This window comes from Sphingobacterium psychroaquaticum, from assembly GCF_900177625.1.
Classification (GTDB): domain Bacteria; phylum Bacteroidota; class Bacteroidia; order Sphingobacteriales; family Sphingobacteriaceae; genus Sphingobacterium; species Sphingobacterium psychroaquaticum.
Genome location: NZ_FXAU01000001.1, coordinates 948,239 through 966,109, shown reverse-complemented (window position 1 = coordinate 966,109; position 17,871 = coordinate 948,239). Strand labels below are relative to the sequence as shown.

The window sequence follows — 17,871 nt, the reverse complement described above, 5'->3', positions numbered from 1 at the left end:
ACTTGATTAAAATTATTGTTTACTTTTATTACTATCTGCTTGTTCATGAAGCATCTCTATGCTTTTCCAAAGGACACCGGCGGCCCCTCTAAAGCTGGCTGATCCAGCGGGCTTGCCATCACGGGTCCACCACTCATAGAATCCCTTATGATCCAATACCAGATCGACCATGGGCGCCAAGGCTTCATAGGCCTCCTCGTACATCCCAACCCGGATTAGTTGCTGCACCATACGCCCCCCAAACCAAGTCCAATCGCCTCCATTTTGGTAGCTATATTCACCCAACCCCTTATTCTCAAAAGTTCCATTCGGATAGGGCGGATAAACGGTTAGTCCGATTGATGGTGCACCCGATTTTTTAACATTGTCCTGCATCCGAAGATAGGCTTCACGGATTTCCTTTTTCGTCAGAAAACCAGCCTCGATGGCCGTAAATGTTCCGCCATGGTAGTATATCTCTTCTTCATCGAATGTATTTGGAAATGGTGACCCTTTATCCAGATAGATATGTGGACGGTATTTCTGTCGTTTTTTATCCCACAAATATTTACGCGTATTCTTCGTAATATCATGGCCCACTTTCGTCCAATACACCTGTCGTGAACGATCATCGATCAAGTCCAAATAATTGTTGATGGCAATGACGAACATCGCATTATCATAGATATCGATAGCCGGGTGCGAGGAGCTATCCAATGCAACGCCCCATTCGTGCTCCGGTTGCACATCTCCCCAATCCACCGTCGTTGCCCCCCAAAGGAGGCCGTATTTGGCGTTAAAGCGATCATCGAGCAAGTATTGGAGCGCATCATGCATGCGATCGGCGACCGTCCTATCTCCCACCTTTATGTGCAAGAACGCACGATCACCGGTCGCCTGAATGTATTTATGTACCGCTTGTATCAACGAAGTTTCCTGATCGGTTTCGACGGTATTTTTGTGCGACCTATAATCGGGTTCATAGGGTGATGTTTGATATACATAGCCCGCGCCAGCACGCGCCGCTGGAATATAGCCATCTGGAATATTTCCATCCGGTTGCTGAAACTTAAAAAACATCAACAAAGCTTCCCGTGTGCGCTCCTGACCATTCACCTTGGTAGAAAGTTCAACAAAAGAGTTCAAGTCCCTAATCCATACCTCACCGTAGCCATCACCTGCCGTAAAACCAGACTGAACAAGCTTCTCTGCCATCTGGGTAACCTGTGTTAATTTGCTGGAAGATCTGATACTCTGCTGTAGGGTATCCGACATCCGCGCCTGCCCTTGCACAGCCGAGCTTATCGTGGCCACAGCTAAGGCTGTCCATAGAAAATTTTTGTACTTCATAATGTCTATTTGTTTCATAAGGTGATTGTCTTATTCTTGGTTTATCTTTCGTCGATGCTTCACTTGCCAGTGTTGTTCAATCTCTTCTAAGGTTTTTCCCTTGGTTTCCGGAAGCAACATGTACACAGTCACAAATGCTATTGCACAAAACAGGGCAAACAACCAAAAGGTAAACATGCTTCCTAAGCGATCTAACAGCACGGGCGTCAATTGACCAACCAGCGTATCTGCGCCCCACATCACGAGGATACTAAGTGTCATGGCGCGTGTTCGGATCGCTGTAGGAAAGATCTCTGACGCAACGACAAACTTCAATGGCCCGATGGACATCGCAAAAAAGAACATAAAGCACAAAATGGACGCAATGAGAAAATTACTGTACAACGTCATATCTTGCCCCAAGAACCAGCCACTTAACAAAAGGCTTGCTGTGGCGCCCGCCGTCCCCAAAAGATATAACGGGCGCCTTCCCCAGGAATCTACCTTCCAAATCGCGAAACATGTAAAAACCACATTCGCTAAACCAAAAAATACTTGGGCATGGAAGGAGTTACTTATCGATAGTCCCGATTCGATCAGAATACTGGGACCAAAATATACGATGGCGTTGATGCCGCTTAATTGTGAAAACAAAGGCAACAAAAGCCCGAGCAACAAAGCCGTGCGGTACATCGGAGCAAACAGCGACGCCTGTGTCGTAGCTTGGACTTCCGGTTCCCTTTGTTCGGCTTCAATCTGTAAACGCTTATAACAAGCTAATGCTTGATCGTATCGCCCTTTATTCATTAACCAACGTGGGCTTTCCGGCACAAAGAACAATCCCACCCCCAATAAGAAAGAAGGTACGGCTCCCGCCAAAAACATCGTGCGCCAAGTCTCCCCTAAGATGAGCAGGTTGTTGTTTACGATAAGGGCATTACTCAAGTATGCGCACAAAATACCGATCGTGATCGCCAGTTGGTAAAGTGTTACCATGCGACCGCGATACTTGTATGGCGAGATCTCCGCAATGTAAAGAGGAACGACTATCGAAGCGATCCCGACACCGACGCCCCCGATCCAACGATTTAACAGGACTACTTCGAAATTATTACCATAGCTACAACCGAAAGCAGAAATCAAAAAAAGCACAGCAGCGATCAACAAGGTGGGCTTACGACCAAAGCGATTACTCCACGCACCGGCGAAAAGCACACCGATAATACAGCCAACCAGTGCAGAGGACACAAAAAAACCTTCTTGAACCGGAGTCAACTGAAAACTATCCCGAATTAAGGGAATCGTGCCCGAAATAACGGCCATATCAAAACCGAAAAGAAAACCTCCCAAGGATACTGTAGCGATAATAAGTTTGAAAAGCGTATTCATACGTTATAATTGGATCATAATTTTATATGTACATACATATAGACAAACATAGGTTCTTTTTTTTAAAATATCCAAAAAAAATCCTATTTTAGTTACGAAATAAAATCAGATGAATCTTCAAATCGATCATAACAGTCCAATACCTCTACATATACAAGCTGAAATGTTGTTGCGCGACATCATTAAGCAAACGGATTATGTAAATGGCAAACTGCTTCCCAATGAAGTGGAGCTGGCACAGCACTTAAAGATATCGCGTACGACCCTTCGCTTAGCTATCAATAAATTGGTTTTTGAGGGACTTTTGACACGTAAAAAAGGTATCGGCACGAAGGTGGTAACGACTAAGTTCAGTTCGAAATCAAAAAATTGGCTCAGTTTTTCACAGGAAATGAAAAACAGAGGCATGGAGGTCAGGAATTTTGAGCTTCATATAAGTTGGGTGGTGCCTGAAGCACATATTGCACAATTTTTTGCCATCAAAGAAGATCAAAAAGTATTGAAGCTAGAGCGCTTACGTGGTGAGGCTGACGACCCTTTTGTTTATTTTATATCGTACTTTAATCCTTCCATTGGACTGACGGGAGAAGAGGACTTTAAACGGCCCTTATATGAAATTTTAGAGCATGAATATCAAGTTTTCGCGGATCTTTCACAAGAAGAGATCGATGCAAAACCAGCGGACAAATTTATTGCAAGTAAACTTGAAATCGGGCAAGGGGCTCCTATCTTATCGAGGAAGCGTTTTGTATACGATCGTGACGGACACCCCATCGAATATAATTTAGGCTTCTATCGTGCCGAAAGCTTCACCTATACCGTGGAGAGTCGAAGAGATTACTAAAAATAAAAAAGGGACTGATGTCCCTTTTTTATTTTATTTCACCTCGCTGGCCCAATCGTTGAACATTGCGATCGACGTACTTAGCACCCCAGCAGCACCTTTAAATTTCCCGGATCCACTGGGTATATCACCTTTACCGTACCATTCATGAAAACCTTGATTCTTGATGACCCGTTCAATCATTGGACGCACTTCTGTATATGCCTCCTTAACAAAGCCATGCTTTATTAATTGCTGAATCATACGCCCTCCAAACCAAGTCCAATCGCCTCCATTCTGATACGCATAGGGATCCGACATCCAGCCCCGGAAGAAACCTTTGGGATATGTTGGGTAAAGTGTTAAGCCTATACTCGGCATCCCCGAAAGCCTCACATTCTCTACCATTTGCTTATTCACTACAGCAATTTCAGCCTTCGATAAGAGGCCGGCCTCAATCGCCACGGCGGTACCACCATGGTAGTGAATCTCATTTTCATCAAAACCTGCAGGAAGTGGTGAACCATTGGGGTAAAGGTGTGGAATAAACTTTTGTTTCTGCTTATCCCAAAGATGCTTCCGTGTATTTCTCGCGATCTCGTCCTTCCACTTCGCCCATTCTTTACTTTTAGGGTGTTTTTTTGCAAAATCAGCCATGTATTGTAAAGCAATGATCAGCATAGCATTGTCATACACATCAATTGCTTCATGCGAAAGGCTGTTCCAATCACAGCCAAAATCATCATGCGGCTGCACATCTCCCCAATCGGCGGTCATAGCGCCCCACAGCAGGCCATATTTCGTGTTGAAACGTTCTTTCCGCAGGTAATCCAACATCCACTCGATACGTGCCATAACTGTTTTGTCGCCAATCTTTTCCTCAAGAATGCTATAGTCGCCCGTCTTCTGGATGTATTTACCAAGCAGCTGAATAAGCGATGTTTCTTGATCGGTCTCCACCGTATTCTTAAAGCCAACATGCTCTGGTGCCGTTTCCGCATAATAAGGTGTGTCATCGTTCCATGTAAAGTCTTTCTTCACCACATACCCATCCACCATCTCTCCATTGGCTTGCTGCAACGCAAAGAATAACAAAATAGCACCACGCACTTCCGAAGAGGAGCGCTCCTCGAGTGCCGTTTCAATAAAGGTATTGAGATCTCTTGCCCAGATTTGAGAATATCCGCTTCCGGCATTAAAACCTTCCTTAATCACCGAACGTGCCAGGCGATCTACCTCAACAAAGCGCTGGTCATTCAAAATCTCCTGTGCCAAACGTTTGTTTTCTGGTATCTGCTGCGATTTGCAAGCAGTAAGCCCCATCAGAAGCATAAAACCACAGACAAGAACAGCATTTTTTCTCTCTTGAAATAATGTCACTATATAAGTTGATTTATAATTTGTATGTACATACAAGTTTAAGACTAAATTTTATATATTGCACTATCTAACATAATTTTTACAAGAAAAGTTGCTGTTGCAGCGTATGACAAATGAACTCTACGCGACCAAAAACTGCAGCGTAATGGACCATTATAAACAATAATGTATATACATACAATACTTGAAAGATCTTAATTTGCAATAAAACAATATTTTTTTCACCATGAAGAACCTCTATTTATTACTTTTACTATGTATCGCGTCCTCCATTTCTGTAAACGCACAAGAGGCAGACTACACCTCTTTTGTACGCCCGAATATCGGTTCTGCACATAGTCGTTACTTTTTTTATACACCGGCGGCGCTGCCATTTGGTATGGCCAAGCTGGCACCAAGTACGAATGGAAGCTACGGAAACAAGTCTGGATGGGAAGCAGTAGGATATGACGATAGGCACCAATCCATCGAAGGTTTCGCGAATTTCCATGAATTCCAAATTGGAGGACTCCTATTTGCACCGACCGTAGGAAAACTACAAACCAAACCCGGAACACTCGAAGATCCCTATAGTGGATATAGATCGATGTTCGATAAGAAAGACGAATATGCCACCGCTGGATACTACCGCGTAAAGCTTCAGGAATATGATGTCGTGGCGGAGTTAACGGCAACAGAAAGGGTTGGATACCACCGGTACACCTTCCCGAAAACAGATTCCGCGCATATTATCTTCGATATCGGCCATCAGTTGGGTGAAAGTGGGCCGGTGCGAGATGCCGAAGTCTTTTTTGCGAACAACAGTGTCTGGGGATACGTAATAACGCAGCCTGTGTATGTACAAAAGTACCAAGAGGGCGCTGATATACGAATGTACTTTTATGCAGAACTAGACAAATCACCAACAGCGGTAGGCGTTTTCAATGACCAAAAGGCAATCGCTGGTCAACAGCATATAAAAGGAGCCGGTTCCGGATTATACCTGACCTTTACTACAGCAGCGAACGAAGCTATCACCATAAAGACAGGGCTTTCGTATACATCGATTGAGAATGCGAAGGACAATCTGGCTCATGAAGGACGTTCGAAGAATTTCGACCAAGCGAGAACAGCGGCAACCCAAAAATGGAATAGTATGTTGGGGCGCATCCAAGTTGAAGGAGGTAAAACGTCGGATAAAACGAAGTTCTATACCGGCCTTTATCATGCTCTTTTAGGGCGTGGACTGGCGAGTGACGTGAATGGAAGTTATCCCAAAAATGATGGCACCATAGGTCAGATTACACGCAAAAATGGCATTCCAGTCCATCACCACTATAACACCGATGCCATCTGGGGCGCTTTCTGGAACCTGACTCAACTCTGGGCTATTGCCTATCCCGAGTATTACAACGAATGGATACAAAGCCAACTCCTGGTCTACCGCGACGCAGGCTGGCTGGGAGATGGTATTGCGAACAGTAAATTTGTATCTGGCGTCGGCACAAATTTCACCGGACTAGCTATCGCCGCTGGGTATAATGTCGGTATCCGGAACTACGATATCGAGGAAGCCTATGCCGCAGTACGTAAGAATGAGCTGGAAGGACGAGACCGTATTCCGGGTGCCGGAAAACTTGATGTGGCGATGTTTGTCAGGAACGGATATGTACCGTTTGTGCCGGACGAAACAGGTGCACCGGAGCTGATGACGCAAGGCTCTCCCTTTGGTGCTTCGCATACCTTAGAATATGCGTTCTCCGCTTCCGCTGCCGCGCAATTTGCCCGTGCGTTGAATAAGCAAGCTGATTATAAACAATTCGTATCCTTGTCAACAGGATGGAGAACACTCTATGACGCAAAAACAGGCTTTATCCGCCCGAAGGACACCAGGGGTGCATTCTTAGATAAATTCAATCCTTTCCAATCGTGGCGGGGTTTCCAGGAGGGTAATGCATGGCAGTATACTTTTTATGTGCCACATGAGCCCGAAGAACTGGTAAAACGTGTCGGTCACCGCAACTTCGTGCATCGTTTGGACAGTATATTTACTGTGTCGCAGAAAAATGTATTTGGGGGCGGTACACATATTGATGCTTTTGCGGGGATTGAAGGGCTCTATAACCACGGGAACCAACCGAACCTACATATCTCCTGGCTATTTAATTTTGCAGATCGGCCCGACCTCAGTCAAAAGTGGGTTCGTGCAATCTGTGATGAATTCTATGGTACCGATGGAGTCCATGGTTATGGCTATGGACAGGATGAGGACCAAGGGCAACTTGGAGCTTGGTATGTACTGGCGAGTATGGGTTTATTTGATGTAAAAGGATTAACCGCAGCGGATCCAAGTTTTCAAATCGGGACGCCACTGTTCGATAAGATAACCATTAGTCTACCAAAGGACATTCGTCCACGACCGTTTGTCATTTCAATAACTAACCCACAAGAAAATGGAATCTATATCGATAAGGTTCAAATCAATGGGCGTCCGCAAAAAATGCTGAGCCTACCCTTTCGCGAACTGTCACATGGTGGCAAACTAGAGGTAACGAAAAAAGCTTCTCATTTCTGAGAAGCTTTTCGGGTAAGTAATGGGGCTCGAACCCACGACCCCTAGAACCACAATCTAGTGCTCTAACCAACTGAGCTATACCTACCGTGTTTGTTTGATGATACAAAAGTAGAACTTTTACCGATATACTCCAAATATTTCTAGCATAAAAAATCCTCATTACACGTATCGTAATGAGGATTAGCTATTTATTTTTCTTCGATATATTAGATCATCTCGACACTACGCTTCACGAAGGACGTTAAATCGGCTCCGGTAAGCAATCCGCGCGATAATAATGCTAGATCGAATGCTTGTTTTGCTAGTTTTTCACCTTCTTCTTCCGAACTTTCGATGATACGTTTCACCAACGGATGGTTGCCATTAACGGTTACCTTGTAATTGTCCGGAAGCGTACCATAAAAGCCCATACCGCCACCTGTCTTCGCCATATCTTTCATCCGACGCATAAATTCATCTAATGTTACCGATACCGGAAGATCAGAAGCCGCTAAAGCATCGACCTCGACTTTCATATCCTGGCGCGAAATCGCTTTCTCGAAAATGCCTGAAGCCTTGGTAACTTCATCTTCGGAAAGCTGCAAGTCAATCTTTTCATCTTTCTGAATCAATTTGTCTACCACATCTGCATCTACCCGCTTCGCCTGAATCTTCTCTCCTCCTTTTTGCTCTACATATGCCGCGAAATGGGTGTCCAAAGGACCGTCAAGCACTAAAACATCATATCCTTTTGCTTGAACCGAAGAAATAAAGCCATCTTGCTGTGCCACATCACTCGCATAGAGGTAAACAATATTACCGTCTTTGTCCACTTGAATATCCTTTACCTTCTCGTAATATTCCTTCAAGGTATAGCTCTCTCCCGCTGTATTCTTCAACAAGCAGAAATCATTGGCTTTCTCTGCGAACTTTTCATCGCTTAGCATACCATATTTAATGAAAAGATTGATATCATTCCATTTATCTTCGAAACCTTTACGATCCGCTTTAAAGATCTCATTTAACTTATCTGCTACTTTCTTCGTGATATAGTTATTGATCTTCTTCACATTGCTATCTGCCTGCAAGAACGAACGCGAAACGTTCAATGGAATATCCGGTGAGTCGATCACCCCTTGCAACAGCATCAAGAATTCTGGAACGATATCTTTCACCTCATCGGTAATAAATACCTGACGGGAATACAACTGAATCTTGTTGCGTTGGATTTCCATCTCATTCTTCACTTTCGGAAAATACAAGATCCCCGTTAAGTTAAACGGATAGTCTACATTCAGGTGAATCCAGAACAAAGGTTCGTCCATCGAGAGTGGATACAATTCACGATAGAATGCCAGGTAATCTTCATCTTTCAGCTCGCTTGGCGCCTTCGTCCATGCGGGGTTGGTGTTGTTGATAATACGATCAACCTCTACCGATACATATTTCGGTTTACCTTCTTCATCCTCGCCATCAGGTTGCGATTCATTTTTGGTACCAAAACGAACTGGCACAGGCAAGAAGCGCGCATATTTATTCAATATATCACCCAAACGGCCTTCACTTAAGAATTCAAGCGACTCTTCATTAACGTGTAAAATAACATCTGTACCACGTTCTGTACGTGTTCCTGCCGTAATTTCGTAAGAGGTACTACCATCGCATGTCCAGTGTGCAGGCTCTGCTCCTTCTTGAAACGATAAAGACTCAATCTCCACGCGATCCGCCACCATAAATGCAGAATAGAAGCCTAAACCGAAACGTCCGATAATTTCGTTCGCATCGTTTGCCTCTTTGAACTTCTCCATAAACTCAGTAGCCCCTGAGAAAGCGATCTGGTTGATATACTTTTTGATCTCCTCAGCGGTCATCCCGATACCGCGATCTGTAATCGTAATAGTCTTTGCCTTTTCATCAAACTTCACATCCACGATCAAATAACCCAATTCCCCTTTAAACTGTCCTAAAGCGGAAAGGCGCTTAATTTTCTGTGAAGCATCTACCGCATTGGAAACAAGCTCACGAAGGAAAATCTCGTTGTCTGAGTATAAGAATTTTTTAATAACCGGAAAGATATTCTCCGTGTGGATTGAAATACTACCTTTTTCTTGCATATATCTAATCTTTTATGTTTTTAATTTTAAATAACGGCATCACTGCCTCTCTTCTATTATCAAGGAATATTCCAAGAAAGATTTTAGGACAAGTTGACAGCGTTCTGATCTAAAGGCGTTACAATTTGACACCTTACGGACAAAAAAACGGCATTTATGTACCTTTTTAAACAGGGTGACAAACCAAGAGTCAGGGTTATTTGTTATTATTGTAGAACGTCCTGATAAAGGCAACAAAACAATATAAGCTATGATTAAAACAGAAAAAACGCTGGTTGAGGTATTAGAGGTTTTACGTGGACGCGGCTATGTCGAGGATTTTAATTTACTTGAAGTGCGCGACTCTTACATTAAGAATGGGGAAAAAGTAGACATGAGCGATATCGTGATTGACAAGATATACCGTTTTTCCGGCCAGAACGATGTCGATGATGAAGCGATCTTATACGCTATGCGTAACACAAAAGATGGCGCTAAAGGAGTTTTCGTCAATGGATATGGAATTTATTCAGACGATGATGCCGATGCCATTATTGATCAGATAACAATCCATGAGGACGACTCGGATGATTGGACGCTCTAACATGGCGTCCTAATTTTCTTTCATCGACTCGGTAATCTTATGGATATTTAGACTATTTGCCATGGCACTAAATATTTTGTGATAGGTGCCTTGCTTATCGTAAAGCTGTTCGTGTGTACCGTCCTCTACCACTCGACCTTTTTCCATGACAATAATATGTTCCGCGTCAATAATCTGAGAGATACTGTGGGACACAATGATTACCGTGCGACCACGTTTGATGGCATCTAAACTGTTTTTTATCTGCTCGGTCGCAATCGCATCCAGATTAGCGGTCGGCTCATCTAAGAATATAATAGGTGGATTTTTAAGAAACATCCGGGCAATGGCGATACGTTGTTGCTGTCCGCCAGACAATAGATGCGCTTCGGAGTCATAGCCATTCGGTAGATCCATCACCTGTTCGTGAATGTATGCTTTCTTCGCCGCATCCATAATCTCCTCGCGTGTGGCTTCGACTTTTCCATAACGGATATTATCTGCTATACTTCCTTTAAAAATGTGATTGCGCTGTAACACCAAACCAATATTCTTCCGTAAAAATTCGGTACAATAATCTTTAAGGTCTACGCCATCAAGGAATATCTGGCCTGCTGTAGGTTCATAAAACTTGTCTAACAGATTTATCACGGTGCTCTTCCCGGCGCCAGAAAGCCCGACCAATGCGGTATTCACATTGGGCTCGATTTTCATGCTTACATTGGAAAGCGCTTTTACCCCATTGGGATAGACAAAATCCACATTACGCATTTCTATTAACCCGACCAATTCATCCGGTTTGTAAGTGCCACTTTGCTCTTTTTGATCTTCTGCTTCTAAAATACCAAAGAAACTTTCCGAATAGATCAATGCATCGTTTACTTCATCATAAATGCGGTGCAATTGACGAATGGGCGCCGAAACGTTATTGAAGAGCATGATATGAAACATGATAGCACCTAGGGTCATCTGTTCCGTCAACACGAAGTAAGCGGTCAGCACGATCACGATGACGACACCGATTTGCTCAATAAAGCTCTTAATGCTATCAAAGAGAAAGCTGGTCTTACGGGTGGCCATCTGATTTTCGGTCATATCGTATTGAATCTGACGATGGCGCTCCGCTTCGATATCTTCGCGAACAAAAGACTTAATTACATTAATAGAATCGATAAGATTAATGATCTGGTTGCTTTTATTTTCTCTGTAGCTCCGCATATTACGCCGGAAGCCCGATAATTTTTTAGCTTGTAATTGTGACACGTAGAAATATATCGGAATAATGAGCAACCCGACTAAACCGACATAGAAGTTCGCAATAAACATACAGACCAAGGCTACAATGGCATTGGTAAACAACGGCAGGATATCGATAAAGAAATTTTGCACCAACCGTGTGAGGCTGCTGATGCCCGCATCAATCCGTGTCTGTAGCTTTCCTGACTCATTGGTTGTCGAGGTATAAAAAGCCATCTTATAGGTAAGAATCTTTTCTACGATGGCTTGCGAAAAGTCGCGCGCAATCATAATCCGTAGCTTTTCACCATAAAATTTCTGACCAAATTGTACAGCCGTATATATAATTTCTTTTGCCAATAATATCCCTGCAATGACACTTAACAGATAAAACCCTTGCTCCAACGGCTTTTTTTCGACCAATAATACGCTGATCGTATCCACCGTATACTTTAAGATAAAAGCGTTGACCTGCGCGGCGAATGACCCCACCAAGGTTAACACTAAGGTGTAGGCTATGAGGCTTCTATAAGGCTTTGCAAAAGGTACAATCTTCTTAAATAGAGCGGATATCGTCATCGTTTATCGTTGTTTGTCTAAATATCTTTCGGTCAATTCAAAATAGGGTACTATGCCATGGTGCAGCATGAGGTCCACTTTATCCTTATCCTTACGTTTAAATTTCTCGTAATATGCCGCATCTGGATACAGTACGATCGGGAGTCCTGTACGGACGTAGTTATTGCTTGGCGAATAACTGGGTTCCTTGAAATTTGGCAGGTATTTTTTGATCTGCTTGGCCACCTCTTTTCCAAGAAATCGCTGATAGGTACTCACTGTTTTCTCGGATGGATTCTTCATCTTCTTGTAATAGGAACGCATAAAAATTCGCTTGAAGAAGCTCTGTTTCTTTATAAAACCTTCGACCAGCGGAACGGGACTTTCTTCAGGAAGGTCGCCCAAAGTCTGCACCGAAAAAGGCATTTGGGGTACCCAATCTTCCGTATTCACCACACTAAAGGCCCACCCTCCTTGCGTCATCTTCTCATAAGCGTATGCGAAATAGAGATTCCCTGGCTTAGGCGGAGCACTGCAGTATGTCTTTATACGTATATCCTGCGGTAAAGTACCTTCACGCTGTAAAGCATAAAGATAGGCGGTCACTAGGTAACTTATCCCTCCTCCCTGACTGTGGCCGGTAATGATAAAATCGCGCACGCCGGCCTGGTAACAGGAGTCGATCTTTGGAACCATATCACGGGTAAGGTAGGCCGTGCTCACCAAGTAGCCGACATGAACCGCTGCTTTGGTATTCTCGCACAGCGTATAGTTAAACGTAAATCCGGTGTCTATTTCAAGCTTCCCGGTTGCTGGCACCATCGCCGCATAGATATTGGCCAACCAACTGTCTGTATCTAACGTTGAGCCTCGTGTACACAAAACCGCGGTCTTGCCATCCTTCATCCACAGCTCCCAGAGGTTTGACAGCCCCATCACTTTGCTCTTATATTGTAATACCGAATGCTGTGGATATGGGATTAATTTTGCTTTCGCTGGCGTTTCTGAGGACCCTACAATAATACGGAGTATCTCCTCGTATTCCTGTATATCGAAACCGGGTTGTAACTTCTGACCCTGAACATATAAACTGCTCATACAGCATACAAGGGCCCATACAAATAACTTTAATTTCATGTGATTAACTAATTCTCTGTTCGTGCTGCCTTCCAGATTGATGGTATGGAAATGCCTACGTATTATTAAACCTTAATTATTGTTTGTTGTTTTTCTGACGCATAATTTATGTTAAGCTTTCTTTACTTTCGATATAACATTGGCCATATCGAGCTAATAAATCGGAGCTTGAAAAGTATTTCATTTGCGCCTCTCTAAAAAAATAGTTGGCTGCTTGTACCTCGACCTGACGCACAAAAACATCAAATTTCTTATAGATCGCGTTTTTTTCTTGCGGATCGATGAGGCTGTTCCGTACAATCCAGCTGAACTGTTCATCATCTATCGCAAAGTGTACTTGGTTTTTAGTCCCGATGGAATAGCAAATCAATGGTGTTTCCAGTTGATTCATAAATAGGGCGAAGGCAGTCTTTTGTCCTTTTAACTCAATAATATAGGCTTGAAAATCTATGGCTCCAATTTGTTGGTTATCTAAAAAGATGAGTTTTCTAAACATAATTAGCCGCGGATTGGATTTCTTAAAAATACGGCAATATTTCTTTAAAATCAAGAGGTGGATTAGGAAAATATACTGTAGCAAAACAGTAAAATAAGGTAAGATAAATTTTGTTCCTAAATACATAATACCTCCTCTCCGATTAATCCTTTTTCAATAAAAACAGTCCATACACAAACAACTCGTAAAGAAAATGTATTTGTTTACATATGGAATTACGGCGATATATACATCAAGATCTTAAACAAAAATGATGAAGAACTCTTTCTTACTCTTCTGTAGCCTCCTGGCCGCTCAGGTCTCGTTCGCACAGAAAACTAATAGTACAAAGGCAGAATTAAAAGACGTTACTGTTTTTACCAATGCTGCAGAAATGAACCACACCGCCTCGGTACAACTGCCTACTGGCACGAGTGAAATTGTGTTTACGCATGTCGCCAATAGTATAGATGAAAATAGCATCCAGGTAGGCACGAATGGTTCGGTGACCGTTCTTTCCGTACGCCCCGCACTGAATTACTTGGAGACAGATGTAAAAACGGCACAATATATCGAAGTCGAAGGCAATTATAAAAAAGCAACATCTACCTTAAAAAGCCTTCAAAATCAAAAAATAACCGAAGAAAGCCTATTAAAGCTTCTGGAACAAAATCAAAAGATCGGTGGCGACAACAGCAGCACCTCTGTGGCGGAACTGATGAAGATGACCGAATATTACAAGCCTAAATATTTAGAAGTAAAAAACAATATCACCGCGCTGGAAGAAAAGATTGAGGCACAGCAGGCGATTGTCAACAAAGCCCTCATTCAATTCAACGAGGTTAAAGGACAAACATCAGGTACGGGCGGACAGCTTATCATGCAGGTGATGACCAATCAAGCGGGTACACAACCGTTTCAAATATCCTATATGGCTAACAATGCAGGTTGGAATGCTTCGTATGACTTACGTGCAAACGATACCAAGAGCCCTTTACAGATTGTTTATAAAGCGAACGTCTTACAACAAACTGGTGTAGACTGGAATCAAGTAAAACTTCGTCTGTCGACCAGCAATCCTACTCAAGGTGGCATTGCACCAACGCTAACACCTTGGCTCTTATACTTTAATAATCCGAATAATATACGCATTAGAGGTGTTGCGTCGCCACAGGCAAATATGCTGATGGATGAGGTTGTGGTGACAGGTGCCGTTGCCAAAGAAGCAAAATTATCCAGTAAAGCCCTTGGAAACTACGTGCAACAAACAGAAAACCAACTCAGCACTACTTTTGATGTGGATATCCCATATACGATTGCATCCAATGGGAAGCAACATAGTGTGAGTCTAAAAGAGTATGCACAGCCAGCTAACTACGAATACTTTGTAGCACCACGGGTGCAGCAGGATGTTTTCTTGGTTGCGGAATTAACAGATTATGAAAAATTAAACTTAATTCCCGGACAAGCCAACGTGATGTTTGAGAATATGCTGGTGGGCAAAACGTATATCAATCCTTACACCAACAACGACACGCTCAAATTAAGCATGGGCCGCGATAAGATGATAGCTGTTAAACGTGAACGCATGAATGATCTGTCGCAAAGTAAAATTCTAGGCAGCAGCAAGCGTCAATCTATTGTTTACGAAATCTCGATTAAGAACAATAAAAAATCTGGTGTTGATCTTACTGTGCAAGACCAATTCCCGATATCGACCGATAAAACAATCGAAGTTACGGTGGACGAGACCAGCGGAGCATCTATCGATAAGGAAACGGGGATTGTTACCTGGAATGTCAATATTGCACCCGGATCTACAAAAAAGCTTAAATTTGGCTATACGGTGAAATATCCAAAAGACAAACAAGTTACGATCTATTAAAGATGAACAGAAAACAATTTATTATAGCAGCCTCCGCAATTCCATTTGCTGGGGCTGCTATGCCTTTACATAAACTAAACCGCTTTTTAAGCGAAGATGAGTCTACCGCAAAAATGCCGGTCCTGTTCTTAGGACATGGGAATCCCATGAATGCCATCGAAGAAAACGAATTTGTGACTTCGTTTCGAAAGCTAGGTCAAGAAATTGCCAAACCTACTGCGATTCTGGTCATCTCCGCACATTGGGAGACACGAGGCACCTTGGTGACTGCTATGGATAACCCACCCACGATACATGATTTTGGGGGCTTTCCACAAGCATTATTTGATGTGCAATATCCGGCCCCGGGAAGTCCAGAGTTGGCTAAAGCGACCCAACAATTGATAACCCAGACGGAAGTGCATCTCGATGATAAATGGGGGTTGGATCACGGCTCTTGGTCGGTCGTAAAACACCTTTACCCCAACGCTGATGTGCCGATTATTCAAATGAGTATCGATTATACGCAACCTGCATCCTATCATTATGCCTTAGCGCAAGAGCTTTCGAGATTACGGCATAAAGGTGTCCTTATTATTGGTAGCGGCAACATGGTTCATAATCTCCGGATGGTATCGTGGCAACACCTGAACACCACTTACGGATTTGACTGGGCTCTGGAGGCCAATACTAAAATGAAAGAATTTATTGCCGATGGTAACCATCAGGCACTCATAAACTTTCGCCAACAAGGTAAAGAATTTGATCTGGCTATTCCGACGCCTGAACATTACCTGCCTCTTTTATATAGCCTCGCCTTGCAAGAGAAGAACGAAGCAATCGAAATTTTTAACGATAGCCCTGTTGGAGGCTCCCTCACGATGACATCAATAAAAATTGGTTAAATTATACTATTTGGGGCTGAGCGAACACACGCTTAGCCTCTTTATATCCAATCTCTATAAGCTCATGCGCCCGATGGAAATCCCAGATACCAGCCGCATCGTGCGAAATATCAATCAAATAATCGGGTTGGTTGCGGTCGATGGTCAAAGAAATCAAACGCCTCCGCATGGCAAAATAAGATTCTTGAAGAATCTCCATCGCATTCAATTTACTGGGGATTATCCTCGGCTCCGTATAAGCGCCTTCTAAATTTACAGCAACAATAAGATTCTCTTTATTCGAAACGTGATTCACAGGCAACGGATTGAGGACGCCCCCATCGACTAAAAAGGTATTATCGCGCGCTACCCCAAGAAAAACACCGGGGATCGCGATCGAAGCCCGAATAGCATCATACAAGCTTCCTTTTTCAAACAAAACCTCACGCTCATGCGCCAGGTCTGTCGCCACTGCCACATAACGTTGCGGTAAATCCTCTATATCGATATCGGAGAAGATATCTTGCAGCGTGTTCAAAACGCGCGTCCCCCGAAGTAAGCCCTGCCTAGAGTTTGAAAAGTCCATCAAGCGAAATACTTGAGTCTTCGTGAGTTGTTGCATCCAATCGGCCAGTCGATAGACGCCCCCACAAGCAAATGCACCACCTATTAAGGAGCCAATCGAGCAGCCGATAATTTCATCCACCTCGTAGCCCTCCTCCTCCAAATACCGAATAACCCCGATCTGCGTTAGACCACGGGCGCCACCACTCCCTAGCACTAAGGATACTTTTTTCTTACTTTTCTTGTCTTTAACCATATTCAATCGCGTTCAAACATAACAATCACCCCACTTACCTCCCTTGCATGCATATTGCTTTATAAATATACTAATAGGACCGCAAATGTCAAGAAAATGTATTTTTTAAAGTCTCCTCTTTTCCGGAAAAAATAATGTCCTTACTTTTGCTAACAGTGTTAACTAGATGTTCAAACAAACATGGGTTTAAGCGAAAGAAAAGCACGACAACAGGAGGAATTAAGAGATCAAATCATTGCGCAATCATGGGCTATCATTGAACGTGAAGGTTGGCAGGCACTTTCTATCCGACGGATTGCCGAAGCGATTGAATACAGTGTTCCTGTTATTTACAAGTACTTTGAAAACAAAGAGGCGATCCTAGAATATTTCACCAAGGAAGGCTTCCGTGCATTGACGGCACAGCTACGCACCTCGGTTACGGATGTAGACACCTCGGTTACACAGTTAACCCAGTTAGCCCATGCCTACTGGCATTTTGCGGCGCAACAGACCGAGCACTATAAGATTATGTTTGGGCTGGGTATTCCAACATGTGAAACGATTAACAGCGTGGCAGAAATGCGCGATATGTCGATGCTCATGTTAGAGGTTATTGAGGCGGTCGTGGTTGCAAATGATAATCAAGAAGTAGATAAAATGCTGAAAATGAAAACCCTTTGGTCAACATTACATGGTTTTATCGCTATTGAATTATTATCACATAATAGCATATCAAAAGAACCTACAGCAACCTTTACGGACGCTGTAGACAGTTTTATATTTACATTAATTAACAAAAAATAAAA

General features: G+C 43.2%; 14 protein-coding genes and 1 tRNA gene. 6 read left to right on the top strand and 9 right to left on the bottom strand.

Features of this window, described 5'->3' with window-relative positions:
* Positions 1–12: 12 nt before the first annotated feature.
* Both B9Y69_RS03830 and B9Y69_RS03825 read right to left on the bottom strand, forming a co-directional pair.
* Positions 13–1,347, bottom strand: a complete 1,335-nt coding sequence (locus tag B9Y69_RS03830; protein WP_144036495.1) for a GH36-type glycosyl hydrolase domain-containing protein — start codon at positions 1,345–1,347, stop codon at positions 13–15.
* A gap of 12 nt (positions 1,348–1,359) precedes the next feature.
* On the bottom strand, positions 1,360–2,697 hold the full coding sequence (locus tag B9Y69_RS03825) for a sugar porter family MFS transporter (protein ID WP_085471660.1): 1,338 nt from the start codon (positions 2,695–2,697) through the stop codon (positions 1,360–1,362).
* 109 nt (positions 2,698–2,806) lie between these two features.
* On the opposite strand from B9Y69_RS03825, the gene B9Y69_RS03820 reads away from it, so the two are divergent.
* On the top strand, positions 2,807–3,541 hold the full coding sequence (locus tag B9Y69_RS03820; protein ID WP_085471659.1) for a GntR family transcriptional regulator: 735 nt from the start codon (positions 2,807–2,809) through the stop codon (positions 3,539–3,541).
* Between the two features lie 33 nt (positions 3,542–3,574).
* On the opposite strand, the gene B9Y69_RS03815 is transcribed toward B9Y69_RS03820, so the two are convergent.
* Entirely contained in the window at positions 3,575–4,900 is a 1,326-nt protein-coding gene (locus tag B9Y69_RS03815) for a GH36-type glycosyl hydrolase domain-containing protein (protein ID WP_234991073.1), read from the bottom strand.
* Between the two features lie 226 nt (positions 4,901–5,126).
* Here B9Y69_RS03815 and B9Y69_RS03810 point away from each other — a divergent pair, with 226 nt between their 5' ends.
* Positions 5,127–7,454: a GH92 family glycosyl hydrolase gene (locus B9Y69_RS03810; protein ID WP_085471657.1), complete on the top strand. Its 2,328-nt coding sequence runs from the start codon at positions 5,127–5,129 to the stop codon at positions 7,452–7,454.
* 11 nt (positions 7,455–7,465) lie between these two features.
* Here the strand turns inward: B9Y69_RS03810 and B9Y69_RS03805 are convergent.
* Both B9Y69_RS03805 and htpG read right to left on the bottom strand, forming a co-directional pair.
* Positions 7,466–7,539: transfer RNA gene (locus B9Y69_RS03805), tRNA-His, on the bottom strand.
* A 121-nt stretch (positions 7,540–7,660) separates the two neighbouring features.
* Positions 7,661–9,547, bottom strand: coding sequence for a molecular chaperone HtpG (htpG, locus tag B9Y69_RS03800; protein WP_085471656.1), 1,887 nt, complete (start codon positions 9,545–9,547; stop codon positions 7,661–7,663).
* Positions 9,548–9,797: 250 nt separating this feature from the next.
* Here htpG and B9Y69_RS03795 point away from each other — a divergent pair, with 250 nt between their 5' ends.
* The gene (locus tag B9Y69_RS03795) at positions 9,798–10,130 is read left to right on the top strand and encodes a hypothetical protein (protein WP_085471655.1); all 333 of its coding nucleotides are present in this window, start codon (positions 9,798–9,800) and stop codon (positions 10,128–10,130) included.
* A gap of 9 nt (positions 10,131–10,139) precedes the next feature.
* On the opposite strand, the gene B9Y69_RS03790 is transcribed toward B9Y69_RS03795, so the two are convergent.
* The 3 genes from B9Y69_RS03790 to B9Y69_RS03780 form a co-directional block, all read right to left on the bottom strand.
* Positions 10,140–11,924 (bottom strand): ABC transporter ATP-binding protein, encoded by a 1,785-nt coding sequence (locus B9Y69_RS03790; protein ID WP_085471654.1) that lies wholly within the window; start codon positions 11,922–11,924, stop codon positions 10,140–10,142.
* Positions 11,925–11,927: 3 nt separating this feature from the next.
* Complete coding sequence (locus B9Y69_RS03785; RefSeq protein WP_159451806.1) at positions 11,928–13,001, bottom strand: lipase family protein; 1,074 nt, start codon at positions 12,999–13,001, stop codon at positions 11,928–11,930.
* A 145-nt stretch (positions 13,002–13,146) separates the two neighbouring features.
* Positions 13,147–13,536 carry a hypothetical protein gene (locus tag B9Y69_RS03780; protein ID WP_144036494.1) on the bottom strand — a complete coding sequence of 130 codons (390 nt, stop codon included), beginning with the start codon at positions 13,534–13,536 and terminating at the stop codon, positions 13,147–13,149.
* Between the two features lie 250 nt (positions 13,537–13,786).
* Between B9Y69_RS03780 and B9Y69_RS03775 the strand changes: the two genes are divergently transcribed.
* Both B9Y69_RS03775 and ygiD read left to right on the top strand, forming a co-directional pair.
* Positions 13,787–15,400, top strand: a complete 1,614-nt coding sequence (locus B9Y69_RS03775; protein ID WP_085471651.1) for a DUF4139 domain-containing protein — start codon at positions 13,787–13,789, stop codon at positions 15,398–15,400.
* A 2-nt stretch (positions 15,401–15,402) separates the two neighbouring features.
* Positions 15,403–16,284: a 4,5-DOPA-extradiol-dioxygenase gene (ygiD, locus tag B9Y69_RS03770; RefSeq protein WP_144036493.1), complete on the top strand. Its 882-nt coding sequence runs from the start codon at positions 15,403–15,405 to the stop codon at positions 16,282–16,284.
* A 1-nt stretch (position 16,285) separates the two neighbouring features.
* Here ygiD and B9Y69_RS03765 read toward each other — a convergent pair whose 3' ends face one another.
* The gene (locus B9Y69_RS03765; protein ID WP_085471650.1) at positions 16,286–17,083 is read right to left on the bottom strand and encodes a patatin-like phospholipase family protein; all 798 of its coding nucleotides are present in this window, start codon (positions 17,081–17,083) and stop codon (positions 16,286–16,288) included.
* 180 nt (positions 17,084–17,263) lie between these two features.
* On the opposite strand from B9Y69_RS03765, the gene B9Y69_RS03760 reads away from it, so the two are divergent.
* A complete protein-coding gene (locus B9Y69_RS03760) occupies positions 17,264–17,869 on the top strand; it encodes a TetR/AcrR family transcriptional regulator (protein WP_085471649.1) in 606 nt (201 codons plus the stop codon).
* Positions 17,870–17,871 lie beyond the last annotated feature (2 nt).

What these genes read in the sequence shown, in the direction of transcription:
- B9Y69_RS03830 (WP_144036495.1), bottom strand. Translation starts at nt 1,347, where the DNA reads ATGAAACAAATAGACATTATGAAGTACAAAAATTTTCTATGGACAGCC.
- B9Y69_RS03825 (WP_085471660.1), bottom strand. Translation starts at nt 2,697, where the DNA reads ATGAATACGCTTTTCAAACTTATTATCGCTACAGTATCCTTGGGAGGT.
- B9Y69_RS03820 (WP_085471659.1), top strand. Translation starts at nt 2,807, where the DNA reads ATGAATCTTCAAATCGATCATAACAGTCCAATACCTCTACATATACAA.
- B9Y69_RS03810 (WP_085471657.1), top strand. Translation starts at nt 5,127, where the DNA reads ATGAAGAACCTCTATTTATTACTTTTACTATGTATCGCGTCCTCCATT.
- htpG (WP_085471656.1), bottom strand. Translation starts at nt 9,547, where the DNA reads ATGCAAGAAAAAGGTAGTATTTCAATCCACACGGAGAATATCTTTCCG.
- B9Y69_RS03795 (WP_085471655.1), top strand. Translation starts at nt 9,798, where the DNA reads ATGATTAAAACAGAAAAAACGCTGGTTGAGGTATTAGAGGTTTTACGT.
- B9Y69_RS03790 (WP_085471654.1), bottom strand. Translation starts at nt 11,924, where the DNA reads ATGACGATATCCGCTCTATTTAAGAAGATTGTACCTTTTGCAAAGCCT.
- B9Y69_RS03785 (WP_159451806.1), bottom strand. Translation starts at nt 13,001, where the DNA reads ATGAGCAGTTTATATGTTCAGGGTCAGAAGTTACAACCCGGTTTCGAT.
- B9Y69_RS03780 (WP_144036494.1), bottom strand. Translation starts at nt 13,536, where the DNA reads ATGTTTAGAAAACTCATCTTTTTAGATAACCAACAAATTGGAGCCATA.
- B9Y69_RS03775 (WP_085471651.1), top strand. Translation starts at nt 13,787, where the DNA reads ATGATGAAGAACTCTTTCTTACTCTTCTGTAGCCTCCTGGCCGCTCAG.
- ygiD (WP_144036493.1), top strand. Translation starts at nt 15,403, where the DNA reads ATGAACAGAAAACAATTTATTATAGCAGCCTCCGCAATTCCATTTGCT.
- B9Y69_RS03765 (WP_085471650.1), bottom strand. Translation starts at nt 17,083, where the DNA reads ATGGTTAAAGACAAGAAAAGTAAGAAAAAAGTATCCTTAGTGCTAGGG.
- B9Y69_RS03760 (WP_085471649.1), top strand. Translation starts at nt 17,264, where the DNA reads ATGGGTTTAAGCGAAAGAAAAGCACGACAACAGGAGGAATTAAGAGAT.